The sequence below is a fragment of the Methylobacterium oryzae genome (assembly GCF_021398735.1).
Classification (GTDB): Bacteria; Pseudomonadota; Alphaproteobacteria; order Rhizobiales; family Beijerinckiaceae; genus Methylobacterium.
This window is the reverse complement of sequence record NZ_CP090349.1, coordinates 5,310,288-5,322,500: the sequence shown is the minus strand read 5'-3', so window position 1 is coordinate 5,322,500 and position 12,213 is coordinate 5,310,288. Positions and strand designations below refer to the sequence as shown.

At 71.5% G+C, this 12,213-nt stretch carries 14 protein-coding genes (1 of these 14 cut by a window edge); 8 read left to right on the top strand and 6 right to left on the bottom strand.

All coding sequences use genetic code 11. The annotated features are described in order from the left end of the window. The 3 genes from LXM90_RS25440 to LXM90_RS25430 form a co-directional block, all read left to right on the top strand. Positions 1-132: the end of a response regulator transcription factor gene (locus LXM90_RS25440; RefSeq protein WP_020096362.1), read on the top strand. The gene continues 564 nt to the left of window position 1, outside the view; 132 of the gene's 696 nt are visible here — the last part of the coding sequence; its start codon lies beyond the left edge, outside the window; it ends in the stop codon at positions 130-132. Continuing rightward, positions 129-1,637 (top strand): HAMP domain-containing sensor histidine kinase, encoded by a 1,509-nt coding sequence (locus LXM90_RS25435; RefSeq protein WP_020096361.1) that lies wholly within the window; start codon positions 129-131, stop codon positions 1,635-1,637. The genes LXM90_RS25440 and LXM90_RS25435 overlap by 4 nt, the downstream gene beginning before the upstream one ends. 72 nt (positions 1,638-1,709) lie before the next feature. Next, positions 1,710-2,495 (top strand): 3-hydroxybutyrate dehydrogenase, encoded by a 786-nt coding sequence (locus LXM90_RS25430; protein ID WP_020096360.1) that lies wholly within the window; start codon positions 1,710-1,712, stop codon positions 2,493-2,495. 72 nt (positions 2,496-2,567) lie between these two features. On the opposite strand, the gene LXM90_RS25425 is transcribed toward LXM90_RS25430, so the two are convergent. Both LXM90_RS25425 and meaB read right to left on the bottom strand, forming a co-directional pair. Continuing rightward, entirely contained in the window at positions 2,568-2,945 is a 378-nt protein-coding gene (locus LXM90_RS25425; RefSeq protein ID WP_020096359.1) for a CsbD family protein, read from the bottom strand. Between the two features lie 142 nt (positions 2,946-3,087). Further along, positions 3,088-4,074, bottom strand: coding sequence for a methylmalonyl Co-A mutase-associated GTPase MeaB (gene meaB / locus LXM90_RS25420; protein WP_020096358.1), 987 nt, complete (start codon positions 4,072-4,074; stop codon positions 3,088-3,090). A gap of 190 nt (positions 4,075-4,264) precedes the next feature. Here meaB and LXM90_RS25415 point away from each other — a divergent pair, with 190 nt between their 5' ends. Continuing rightward, positions 4,265-5,293: an alpha/beta hydrolase gene (locus tag LXM90_RS25415; protein WP_020096357.1), complete on the top strand. Its 1,029-nt coding sequence runs from the start codon at positions 4,265-4,267 to the stop codon at positions 5,291-5,293. A 3-nt stretch (positions 5,294-5,296) separates the two neighbouring features. On the opposite strand, the gene LXM90_RS25410 is transcribed toward LXM90_RS25415, so the two are convergent. After that, complete coding sequence (locus LXM90_RS25410; protein WP_020096356.1) at positions 5,297-6,181, bottom strand: transglutaminase-like domain-containing protein; 885 nt, start codon at positions 6,179-6,181, stop codon at positions 5,297-5,299. Positions 6,182-6,430: 249 nt separating this feature from the next. Here LXM90_RS25410 and LXM90_RS25405 point away from each other — a divergent pair, with 249 nt between their 5' ends. From LXM90_RS25405 to LXM90_RS25395, 3 genes are all read left to right on the top strand, one after another. Continuing rightward, the gene (locus LXM90_RS25405) at positions 6,431-6,766 is read left to right on the top strand and encodes a hypothetical protein (RefSeq protein WP_026605445.1); all 336 of its coding nucleotides are present in this window, start codon (positions 6,431-6,433) and stop codon (positions 6,764-6,766) included. 69 nt (positions 6,767-6,835) lie between these two features. Next, positions 6,836-7,348: a DUF533 domain-containing protein gene (locus LXM90_RS25400; protein ID WP_020096354.1), complete on the top strand. Its 513-nt coding sequence runs from the start codon at positions 6,836-6,838 to the stop codon at positions 7,346-7,348. Between the two features lie 111 nt (positions 7,349-7,459). Further along, the gene (locus LXM90_RS25395; protein ID WP_026605444.1) at positions 7,460-8,524 is read left to right on the top strand and encodes an esterase; all 1,065 of its coding nucleotides are present in this window, start codon (positions 7,460-7,462) and stop codon (positions 8,522-8,524) included. 189 nt (positions 8,525-8,713) lie between these two features. Here LXM90_RS25395 and LXM90_RS25390 read toward each other — a convergent pair whose 3' ends face one another. Both LXM90_RS25390 and LXM90_RS25385 read right to left on the bottom strand, forming a co-directional pair. Further along, positions 8,714-9,895, bottom strand: coding sequence for a pyridoxal phosphate-dependent aminotransferase (locus LXM90_RS25390; RefSeq protein ID WP_020096352.1), 1,182 nt, complete (start codon positions 9,893-9,895; stop codon positions 8,714-8,716). 23 nt (positions 9,896-9,918) lie between these two features. Continuing rightward, the gene (locus LXM90_RS25385; protein WP_026605443.1) at positions 9,919-10,110 is read right to left on the bottom strand and encodes a hypothetical protein; all 192 of its coding nucleotides are present in this window, start codon (positions 10,108-10,110) and stop codon (positions 9,919-9,921) included. Between the two features lie 310 nt (positions 10,111-10,420). Here LXM90_RS25385 and LXM90_RS25380 point away from each other — a divergent pair, with 310 nt between their 5' ends. Then, on the top strand, positions 10,421-10,594 hold the full coding sequence (locus LXM90_RS25380) for a hypothetical protein (protein WP_020096350.1): 174 nt from the start codon (positions 10,421-10,423) through the stop codon (positions 10,592-10,594). Positions 10,595-10,606: 12 nt separating this feature from the next. Here LXM90_RS25380 and LXM90_RS25375 read toward each other — a convergent pair whose 3' ends face one another. Further along, complete coding sequence (locus LXM90_RS25375) at positions 10,607-12,001, bottom strand: ATP-binding protein (protein ID WP_020096349.1); 1,395 nt, start codon at positions 11,999-12,001, stop codon at positions 10,607-10,609. Between the last annotated feature and the right edge of the window lie 212 nt (positions 12,002-12,213).

The window sequence follows — 12,213 nt, the reverse complement described above, 5'->3', positions numbered from 1 at the left end:
CAGACCAACGTCATCGACGTCCACGTCTCGCGCCTGCGCAGCAAGCTCGACAAGGGCTTCGCGTCGCCGATCATCCACACGGTTCGGGGCGCCGGCTACGTGCTGCGCTACGACGAGGGCGCGGCCGGGTGAGCGAGGTTTGGACCGACGCGCCGATCGCCCGCGAGACCGCGGCGGCGCGTTTCCAGAAGCTGTTCCGCACCACCGCGTTCAAGCTGTCGCTGGCCTACCTCGCGATCTTCGCCCTCTGCGCCTTCCTGGCGCTCGGCTACGTCGCGTGGAACGCCCGCGCGGTGCTCGACGACCAGATCGTCTCCACGATCGACGCCGAGATCAACGGGCTGTCGGAACAGTACAATGCCGGCGGCCTGCGGCGGCTGATCACCGTGGTGGAACGGCGCTCTCGCGAGCCCGGCGCCTCGCTCTACCTCGTGACCACGGCCGGCGGCGATCATGTCGTCGGCAATGTCGGCTACGTGCCCGCCGCCGTGCTGGCGACGCCGGGCCAGAGCGAGACGCGCTACGGCCGCAACGACGCGGATGCCGAGGCGCACCGGGCGATCGTTCGGGTCTTCACCCTTCCGGGCGGGTTCCGCCTGCTCGTCGGGCGCGACACCGAGGAGCGCGACCGGCTGCGGGCGGTGATCGGGCGCGCCTTCATCACCTCGCTCGCCGCCGTCGTGATCCTCGGGGTGATCGGGGGCTGGCTCGCAGCGAGCCGGGTGCTGCGCCGCGTCGATGCCATGACCCAGACCACCCGCGCGATCATGGCCGGCGATCTCGACGACCGGCTCCACGTGGCCGGGAACGGCGACGAACTCGACCGTCTCGCATCGAGCCTCAACCAGATGCTGGAGCGCATCGGCGAGCTGATGCGCGGCATGCGCGAGGTTTCCGACAACATCGCCCACGACCTCAAGACGCCGCTGACCCGCCTGCGCAACCGTGCCGACGAGGCCCTGCGCCGCGCCTCCACGCCGGAGGAGCTGCGCGCGGCGCTGGAAGCCGTGATCGAGGAGGGCGACGGGCTGATCCGGGTGTTCAACGCCCTCCTGATGATCGCGCGGCTCGAGGCCGGGTCAGCCCGGGAAATCCTCGTGCCGCTGGATCTGGGCCAGACGATCCGGAGCGTCGGTGACTTGTACGAGGCGCTCGCCGAGGATCAGGGGCTGACGCTCGCCGTGCACGCGCAGGACGGGCTCACCATCGCGGGCAACCGCGAGCTTATCGGTCAGGCCCTCGCCAATCTCATCGACAACGCCCTGAAATACGGGGCCGAATCCGAGGGGGCGGAGACCAGCGTGACGCTCGAGGCGTGGCGCGACGGCGAGTCGATCCGCCTCGCCGTCTCCGATCACGGCCCGGGCATTCCGGAGGCGGAACGGGCCCGCGTGCTCGACCGGTTCGTGCGCCTCGAGGACGCCCGTTCGCGGCCCGGCTTCGGGCTGGGCCTCAGCCTCGTCAACGCCGTCGTGCGCCTGCACCACGGGAGCCTGCGGCTCGCCGATAACGGGCCCGGCCTGCGGGTCGAGATCGCGTTCCCGGCCACGCCGCGCCCGCAGTCGGCCGCCGGTGACATCGTGCCCGCACCGCCTCCGGGCGACCCTGTGCCGGCATCCCCTTCCCGCGCTACTTAGGTCGCGACCTGTCCCACCGCGAGCGCGCCGTCCCCGACCGTTCGGCCGGGCGCCCGCGTCCCAGGAGGCTCCATGACTCTCAAGACCAAGACCGCCCTCGTCACCGGCTCGACCAGCGGCATCGGGCTCGCCATCGCGCGCGCCTTCGCGGCGGAGGGGGCCAACGTCGTCCTCAACGGGTTCGGGGACGCGACCGCCATCGAGGAGACGCGGGCCGGGATCGAGAGCGCCTACGGGGTCAAGGCCCGCTACTCGGCCGCCGACATGAGCCAGCCCGACGCGATCGCCGCCATGGTGCGCGAGGCGGAGGAGACCTTCGGGGCCGTCGACGTGCTGGTCAACAATGCCGGGATCCAGTTCGTCTCGCCGATCGAGGAGTTCCCGGCCGAGAAGTGGGAGCAGATCATCGCGATCAACCTGTCCTCGGCCTTCCACACGATGCACGCGGCGATCCCCGGGATGAAGGCCCGGAGCTGGGGCCGGATCATCAACACGGCCTCGGCCCACTCGCTGGTGGCCTCGCCGTTCAAGTCGGCCTACGTGGCGGCCAAGCACGGGATCGCGGGCCTGAGCAAGACGGCGGCTCTGGAACTCGCGCCCCACAAGATCACGGTGAACTGCATCTCGCCGGGCTATGTCTGGACGCCGCTCGTGGAGGCGCAGATCCCCGACACGATGAAGGCCCGCGGCCTCACCAAGGAGCAGGTGATCGAGGACGTGATGCTGAAGGCGCAGCCGACCAAGGAGTTCGTGACCGTCGACCAGGTGGCCGCGCTGGCGGTGTTCCTGTGCTCCGACGCGGCGAGCCAGATCACCGGCGCCAACATCAGCATGGACGGGGGCTGGACCGCGCAGTAGCGCGCCCGGCCTCGACAGGCGCGCCTCGTACAAGGGTCGGCCCCGCCCGCGCCCGGGCGGGGCCGCTCCCGGTCAGCGGCGGCCGTGGACCAGCAGGGCGAGGCCGTAGCCCACCGCGCCCGCGATCAGCAGCGCGACCAGGGGATTCTCCTCCACCCGGGCGCCGACCGCGCTGCGCCCGTCGCGCAGGTACGAGCCGCCCCGCTGGTAAACGTCCTCCGCGACGTCGCCGGCGCGCTCGTAGGCGTCGCTCGCGTAGTCACCGGCGCGGTCGGCGATGTCCCGGGCCCTGTCCTTCACCTGACCGTAGACGTTCTGCGCCTGGCCCTGGGCCTCGCGGAAACGTCCCTCGACCGAGTCGCGGTTCGAGCCGGCGAGATCGCCGGCCGCGCCCTGAACCTTGCCGACGGCCTCCTTGGCGCCGCCGACGATCCGATCCGTATCCACCATGGCACTCTCCTGGACGTGAGCGCGGCGTCGCGACACGGGCGCCGCTCGTTACGCCGTCGTCCACCGAACGCGCGAGATGGCGTTTGTGCCCCCGATCACCGCGAAATTGTGCGCCTTCGGCCTGCGCGGCGGCCGGGACCGGTCAGAGCCCGATCAACTCGGCGATGGCCGCCGCGCCGGCCGCCGGGGAGATCTCACCCCGGGCGACGCCGGCCTCCGCCTCGGCCGTGCGGCGGCGGACCTCCGGGGAGCCGACGAGGCGCTGGTGCAGGCGCTCGTCGACGAGCGCCCACATCCACTTGACGTCCTGGGTCCGGCGCTTCGCCTGGATCTCGCCGGTGGCCGTGAGCTTCTCCCGGTGATCGACGATCTTCGCCCAGAGCGCGTCGAGACGCAGGTTGTGGAAGCCCGAGATCGTCACGACCGGTGGCGTCCAGGTGGCCGAGGCTGGGGTGAGGATGTGCAGCGCCGCCCGGTACTCCGACGCCGCCGCGTTGGCGCGCTGCTCGGCTTCGCCCGCATCGGCCTTGTTGACCGCGATCATGTCGGCGAGTTCGAGGATGCCTTTCTTGATCCCCTGCAGTTCGTCGCCTGCCCCGGGCAGCATCAGCACGAGGAAGAAGTCGGTCAGGTCGGCCACCGCCGTCTCCGACTGGCCGACGCCGACCGTCTCGACGAGGATCACGTCGAACCCCGCGGCTTCGCAGAGCAGCATGGTCTCGCGGGTCTTGGCCGCGACGCCGCCGAGCGTGCCCGAGGAGGGGGAGGGGCGGATGAAGGCCTTGGGATCGTGCGACAGCCGCGCCATCCGGGTCTTGTCGCCCAGGATCGAGCCGCCGGTCCTGGAGGAGGACGGGTCGACCGCGAGCACCGCCACCTTGTGACCGGCCTCCGTGAGGTTCGAGCCGAGGGCGTCGATGGTGGTCGACTTGCCGACGCCGGGGACGCCGGTGATGCCGACGCGGATCGCCCGGCCGGTCTCGGGCAGGACCGAGTCGATCAGGTTCGCCGCCAGCGCCCGGTGATCGGCGCGCTTGGACTCGGCCAGCGTGATGGCCCGGGCCAGAGCGGCGCGGTCGCCGCGCAGCAGGCGCTCGCGGAGACTCTCGATGTCGGTGGACGGCGTCATGCTCCCTTCATGGCCGCGGCGACGGCCGCCGTCGAGAGGGAGAGCGTCGGGGTCGGGGGATGGCCGGCCTGTGTCCCGCCCACCACAAGCCCGGCCGTGCCCGCTATTCACGCCGCGTCGCGTCGCTCGTGCCCCGCGATGGTCACGATCCTGGGCAACGGAAGGCGTCCCGCCCGAGCGTAACCGGATCATGTCGAGCCAGATCGTCTCACGCCGCATCCTTCTTCGCTTCGGAGCGCTCGCGGGCGCCGCGGGCCTCGCCCCGTCGCTCGGCGCCTGCGTCACCGACGACCTCGGGTCCGGGGCGGCGCTGCCCGAGAAGCAGTCGGCCCTCGACGTCATGCCGGTGCTGCTGGTCGCCACGACCCGCAAGCCCGTGGGCAACCCGCCCCGGCCGCCGTATTTCAGCAGCGACCGCGGCCGCGGCCTGAGCTTCGCCGAGGTGCGCCTGTCACCGCCCGACCGCTCGCTGCTCGGCAAGGTCTCGTCCGTCATCACCGGCGACTGGACCATCGGCGCGGTTCCGAAATCCGAATCCGGACCGGGCGCCGCCGAGGCCTTCGCCCAGGCGGCCCTCGGACGCGACGTGCTGATCTACGTCCACGGCTACCGCGAATCGTTCGAATCGGCCGCGGTCAGCGCCGCCCGGCTCTCGGACGGGATCCGGTTCCGCGGCGTCTCCGGCCTGTTCACGTGGCCGTCGGCGGCCGCGACCCTCGACTACAATTACGATCGCGAGAGCGCCCTCTGGTCGCGCGACGCCTTCGAGGACCTGCTGAAGGCGCTCGCCGCCTCGCCCAGCGGCGGCCGCATCAACATCGTCGCGCACTCGATGGGCACGCTCCTGACCCTCGAGACCCTGCGGATGCTCCGCGCCGAGGCGGGCGAGGCGGCGATGTCGCGGATCGGCGCCGTGGTGCTGGCCGCCCCCGACATCGACTTCGACCTGTTCTCCAACGGCGTCGCCCGCATGGGACCCGACGTCTCGAAGATCACGGTGATCTCCTCGACCAACGACCGGGCGCTCGAGCTCTCCGCCGCGCTGGCGGGGGGCGTGCGCGCCGGTGCCGCCGATCGCGCCAAGCTCGAGGCGCTCGGCGTGCGCGTCGCCGACGCCTCCGATTACGGCGGCGGCCTGATCAACCACGACCTGTTCCTCTCGAACCCGGACGTCCAGGGCGTGGTCAAGCGCGCCATCGCCCGCGGCGCCGGCGTCTGACGCTCACCCGGTCCGTGTCGCCATGCTCTGCGGCGGCAAGGGCTCCTCCGGCAGGACCGGCGCGTCGCCCGAGGCGTCCAGGTGGTCGATCCGGTCGGCCCAGACCCGGAAGCCCACCAGGGGATTCGGTCCGAACGTGTGGGTCAGCGGCACGTCCGCGGCGTCCCGGCCGTACGCGACCATGACCCGGCCGATCCGCGGGCTGTTGTTGCGCGGGTCGAACACGTGCCAGGCGCCGCCGAGGTAGACCTCCATCCAGGCCGCGAAGTCGCCCGCCGGGTGCGGCTCGGGCTCGCCGATGAAGCTGATATAGCCGGTGCAGTACCGGGTCGGGATGTTCAGGGCGCGGCAGAACGCGACGGCCAGGTGGGTGAAGTCCCGGCAGACGCCGCGCCCGCCCGCGTAGGCGTCCGCGGCCGTGCGGTCGCGATGGGCGAACTCGTAGCCGAACACAATGTGGGCGTGGACGAAGTCGCAGACCGCCTGCACCCGGGCCCAGCCGGGCTCGGTATGTCCGAAGAGACGCCACGCCGCGTCGGCCAGCAGGTCGGATTCGCAGTAGCGGCTGGGAAGCAGGAACGCGATCGTCTCGGCCGGCAACTCCTCGATCGCGTGCTGCGCGGCCTCCGGGTGCACCGGATCGGGCCTCCCGCTGTCGCGGATCACGGCGTCGGTCCCGACGGTGAAGTTGCCGGCGGGCGCGGTCAGCCGGCCGCACAGGTTGCCGAAACCGTCGCGGTAGATCGCCACCGGGACGGGCGGATCGGTCCGGAGCGTGTCGGGCGCCTCCAGGGCGGCCGCCCCGGAGGGATGCACGTTGAGCATCACCACCATGGGCACGGGGTAGGGGAAGGCGTAGCGCATCTCGCAGCCGAGCCTGATCCGCATGCGCGGGTGATCCTTCGTGTTCGAGACTGTGGCCGCCCTGATGGGCGCAGGATCCGTGCCGCGCCGAATCGTGCGGGTCGGGCCGCGACGGGCTTGGCGGCCGTCCGCTTCACCCCTACAGCATCCCCGCGCGACGCTCGTGTCAGACGGACGAAACCGAGACGTTTCTTCCCGGGGCAGCGCGTCGCACCCGTGCGCCAGCCCGCTGACCGGGCGCGCCTGAGGACGGTTACGAGAGGGATGCCGGCCATGTTCACGCTCGAGATCGACGGCACCGCCGTTGCGGTGATCAACAGCGACGAGGCGTCCGCCAAGGACCTCTTCACCTGTGACGGCTTCAAGGAAGACATCCGGACCATGACGACCGGCGGGAAGCCGGTCTGGAACGGCACGTCGGCGCTCACGGTCCGGGCCGCCACCGAGGACGAGGTCGAGATCTTCGAGGATGCCCTCGCCGAGGACGACGGCGAGGGTGATTTCGTCGAGGATCCGCGCCACACCGGGTCCGATTCGGACGACGAGGACGAGGCCGACATCGTCTTCCTCGTGGATATCGACGAGGACGAGGACGAGGCCGACGCCTGAGCGCGGCTGAACCCGAGCGCCTCCCGGGAGGTTTCCGATCCGATCTGGATCGGAAACCGGGAGGACGGCATGGCTGACAGCAGACGGATCGTCGACGCGCTCGTGCGGTCGAGGCGCGGCGGGCTCGCCGCCGGTGCCGCCCTCGGCGGACTGGCGCTGATCGGCGGCCTCGCCTACCGGGCGCTGCGCGGGGCGCCCCCGCCCGAGGCCGGGGGCCCGGACTTCACGAAGGTCGACGAGGACGAGGCCCGGCTGATGCTGCGGGCCATGGTGGCGGCCACGACGGCCGACGGGATGGTCGACGCCGCGGAACGTAGGCGCCTCGACGCCGCCGTGGCGGAGGCGGGCCTCGATCCCGACGGTCGAGCCTGGCTCGAGCGCGAGCTCGCGGACCCGGCCGACGTCGACGCGATCGCCGACCGGGTCGCGGATCCCGACGCGGCGGCGCGGATCTTCGCGGCGGCGCGACTCGCCATCGAGCCCGACACGCTCCAGGAGCGTCAGTTCCTGAAGATGCTGGCCGAGGCCCTCGACCTGCCCGCGGAGGCGGTCGAGCGTGTCGAGCGCGACATCGGAGCCTGACTGGCAACCTGCCCGAAGGGCGGATCTCCCACGGCGGCCGAGCTTCGTGCTAGGCTCCCGCGCGACGACGGGTCCGGAGGACGGCCCGCGCGCGGGAGGACGGGACATTTCATGGCAGGACTGTCAGTGCCCGCGCCCGGGCGCGCCCGCCGGCGGGCCTGCGCGCTGGTCGCAGCCATGCTGATCGCCGGCGGCTCCGCGCGCGCGGCCGATCCGGCCGCCGGCCCCCTGACGATCGCCGAGCAGGGCAGCTTCTTCGTCGGCGGCCGCGACGTCCAGTCCGACACGCTCTCGACGCTGCCGGCCTACGCGCCGTCGGGCACGATCAGCGTCGACCAGATCTACGTCCGCTACCAGGTCCCGGTGAATGCCGGACGGCCGCCGCTGGTCCTGATCCACGGCTGCTGCCTCACCGGCAAGACCTGGGAGACGACGCCCGACGGGCGCATGGGCTGGGACGAGTATCTCGTCCGGCGCGGCTTCCCGACCTACGTGATCGACCAGGCCTGGCGCGGCCGCTCGGCGGCGAGCCCGGCCCAGATCAACGCCGTGAAGACGGGGCAGGCCGACCCCAAGACGCTGCCGGCCGTGTTCTCGGCCGGGCGCGAGCCGGCCTGGGCGATCTTCCGGTTCGGGCCGGAATACCCGAAGGTGTTCCCCGGCATGCAGTTCCCCCTGGAGGCCCAGGGGGAGTTCTGGAAGCAGATGGTCCCGGACTGGTCGGCCGCCCTGCCGGTGCCGAACCCGACCGTGCCGGCCCTGTCGGAGCTCGCCAAGCGGCTCAAGGGCGCGGTGCTGATCTCGCACTCGCAGTCGGGGATCTACCCGTTCCAGACCGCCGCCCTCGATCGGACCGGCCTGCGCGCCATCGTGGCCATCGAGCCGGCCGCCTGCCCGGACCCGGCCAAGGACGACCTCGCGCCCTACAAGGACCTGCCGATCCTCGTCCTGTTCGGCGACTACGTCGACGCCTCGCCCCGCTGGGCGCCGCGGCTCAAGCAGTGCCGCAGCTTCGTGGCGGCCGCCAACGCCGCGGGCGGCAAGGCGGAGCTGATCCTGCTGCCCGAGATCGGCATCCACGGCAATTCGCACATGCTGATGCAGGACAAGAACAGCCTCGACATCGCCGACTGGCTGGTCGGCTGGATCGACAAGCGGGCGCCCGGCAAGTCCTGAGGCGTGCCGGTCGAACCGGTGTGCGTTCAAACGGTTCGGTCGCCACAACCGTCATCGCGAGCGCTGCGAAAGGACCCAGGGCTGCCCAGCTTCGGCGGTCGTCGCGGCGACTGGATCGCTTCGCCGCGCTCGCGAGGACGGCGGCGCGGATGATGGCGTCCCTGCCGAGGTCGGCGACGGGGCGTCTTCTCAGCCCGGCCTGTGCGTGCTGAGGAACGTGCCCATCCGCTCCAGCGCCCGCCGGATGTTCTCGGCCGAATTGGCGTAGGACAGGCGGAGGTAGCCCTCGCCGTGGACGCCGAAATCCGGACCGCCGATCACCGCCACACCCGCTTCCTCCAGGAGGGTCGAGGCCAGGGGCTTCGCCTTCCAGCCGGTCCGGGCGATGTTCGGGAAGGCGTAGAACGCGCCCTTGGGCGCGATGCAGGAGACGTCCGGTAGGGCGTTCAGCCCGTCGACCACGATCGCCCGGCGCCGGTCGAACTCGGCGACCATCTCGGCCACGCAAGCCTGCGGTCCGTCGAGCGCCGCGATGCCGGCCCACTGGGTCGCCGCGTTGACGCAGGAATGCGCGTTGACCGCGAGCTTGCGCGCCGCGTCGTAGAGCGGCTTCGGCCAGACCGACCAGCCGAGCCGCCAGCCGGTCATCGCGTAGGTCTTCGACGCGCCGTCGAGGTAGACCAGCCGGTCGCGGATCTCGGGATATTTCAGCAGCGAGTGGTGGGTCTCGCCGTCGTACGTCATGGTGCCGTAGATCTCGTCCGACAGCACCGCGACGTCGGGGTGCTCGGCGAGGCCCTTCACCAGGGCGTCGATCTCGGCCTTCGGCGTCACGCCGCCGGTGGGGTTGGCGGGCGAGTTGACGATCAGCAGCCGCGTCTTCGGCGTGATCAGCGCCAGGGTCTCGGCCGCCGAGAAGGCGAAGCCGTTCTCCTCGCGGATCGGCACCGGCACGGGCGTCGCCCCGGTGAACTCGATCATCGAGCGGTAGATCGGGAAGCCGGGGTCCGGATACAGGATCTCGGTCCCGGGCGCGCCGAACATCAGGATCGCCATGAACATGGTGACCTTGCCGCCCGGCACGATCATCACGGAATCCGGCGAGACCTCGACGCCGTGGCGGCGGTGGATGTCGCGGGCCACCGACTCGCGGAGCTGCGGGATGCCGACCGCCGGCGTGTAGCCGTGGTGTCCGTCGCGCAGCGCCTTGATGCCCGCCTCGACCACGTGGGCGGGCGTGGGCATGTCCGGCTGGCCGATGCCGAGGTTGATCACGTCCCGCCCCTGCGCGGCGAGGGCCTGGGCCCGCGCCAGAACCGCGAAGGCGTTCTCCTCGCCGATGCGCGAGAAGGCCGGGACCACGTGCAGCATCGCGCCCTCCGGGCGGTGGGACGTCAGTGCTTGGACCGCTCCGAGAGCTTCATCGCGCCGAACGACATCGCCGCGGCGATCGCGCCCAGGATCACGAAGGTCTTCACGGAGGCGTAGAACAGGTCCGGGTTGATGCCCTCATCGGTGTAGAGCACGAGCCCGATGGCCGCGAGCGGCAGCGAGATGAGGGCGAAGAGCGGGACGAGCGGGTTCATGTTCGGCACTCGGGATCCGGCGCGCGGCTGACCGCGGCCCTGGGAAAGCGCCCCTGCATATCACCGCGCTGCGAAGGTTGGGACCCCGCGAGCTGCAGTTTTTCGCCGGCTCGCCCGAACGCTCATGGATGCGCAATCATTTCGCGCAACAGTGGCGTCTCCGGGAGGGCGGACACGTATGCGTTGGGCATCGGTCGATTCGAAAGGCAAGGGAGCGGGGAGTTCAGGCTCCAGATCCTCCAGCGTCGAGACGCTGGCGCTCCATATCGGGCGGCTGCTGCGACATCCCGCCTACCGGCGCGAGTCGGTCGTGAGTCCGCTCCTGCGGCGCCACCTGCCGTTCGAGGCCGGCTACGCCTGGAACGGCGAGGCCGGCCTGCGCGCCCGGCTGACGAGCGCCGCCCTCGACGAGGCGAGCATGGATCACCTGATCCGCAACGTGCAGGCCGAGTTCCTGCGCCTGCGCCGGCCCGCCGATACCTGAGCCGGATCCGGCTCAGGCCGGGACCCGGACGGTGGCCCGCAGGCCACCCAGCGGGCTGTCGTGCAGGGTTATGTCGCCGCCGTGGGCCCGGGCGATGTCCCGGGCGATCGACAGGCCCAGCCCGGAGCCGCCGGCATCCTGGCGGGCGTCGTCGAGCCGCACGAACGGCTTGAACACGTCCTCGCGGCTCTCCGCCGGAATGCCGGGCCCGTCATCGTCGATCGAGACGAGGAAGGTCCGGGCCTCCAGCCGGCCGGAGATCGCCACCGTCTCGCCGTAGCGGACGGCGTTGGCGGCGAGGTTGAACAGGCAGCGCCGGAAGGCGCCGGGCCGCACCGTGACCTCGGGCGCGCCGGCGAGATCGACCGCGGAGACGTGGGCGCCGAGGCGCTCGACGTCGGTCCGCAGGTCCTCCAGCAGGGCGCGCATGTCGGTGGGCGTCGCGGGCTCGGCCGAATCGCCCCGCGCGAAGGCGAGGTAGCCCTCCAGCATCCGGCTCATCTCGTCGACGTCGCGGCTGAGATCCTCGATCTCCTCGGTCTGCTCGATCAGCGCCAGGGACAGGCGGAACCGGGTCAGGATGGTGCGCAGGTCGTGGCTGACGCCGTTCAGCATCGTCGTGCGCTGCTCCATCGCCCGCTCGATGCGCCGCTTCATCTCGATGAAGGCGTGGCCGGCCTGACGCACCTCGCGGGCACCGCGGGGCCGGAACTCGATCTCCCGCCCCTTGCCGAAGCCCTCCGCCACGGCCGCGAGCCGCAGGATCGGCTTGATCTGGTTGCGCAGGAACAGGATCGCGACGCCGAGCAGCACCAGCGACGAGCCGATCATCCACACGAGGAAGATGTGCGAGTTCGACGCGTAGGCCTGGCTGCGCCGGGCGGTGATGCGCATCACCCCGTCGGGGATCGCCACGCGGATCTCGATGAGGTTCGAGCGCCCGACCGTGTCGATCCAGAACGGTCTTCGGATCTGGCGCTTGATCTCGTCGGACAGGGCCTCGTCGAGGATCGAGAAGAACGGGCGCGGGCCCGGGGGCGGCAGCTTGGCGCCCTTGAGGATGTCGAGGTCGAGGTTCAGCCGTTCACCGGCGATGCGCGCGAGGGTCTCGGCATCCTTGTCCTGCGGGTAGCTCTCGTAGATGTCGATCAGCGCGGCGACGTCCGCCGTGACCGCCGCCGACAGGCGCTTGGTCACGAGCTGCCAGTGCCGCTCCATGAAGGTGTAGGCGATCACCGACTGGAGCAGGACCACCGGCGCGATGATGATGATCAGCGAGCGGGCGTAGAGGCCCTTCGGCAGGACGTCGCCGATCGCCCGGCTGACGCGCTTCCACAGGCGGCGCGGGGGCGAGCGCGGCGGTTCCTTGCGGAGCGCCCGGGCGAGGGCAGGATCCGGGGCGTTCATGGGGCTGGGCGCCGGGGCCGGGCCCATCGGGCGAGAGGGGCTTCGGTTTCAGCGAAACGTCCACCCCACGCCCTCATCCTGAGGTGACCGCGCCAGCGGGCCTCGAAGGAGGGCTCCAGGGGTCGCGCGGCCGGCTGGAGGGCTCCTTCGAGGCCTCCGCCGCGCTCCGGCACCTCAGGATGAGGCTGTGGTTTGGACATGCCGGACACTAA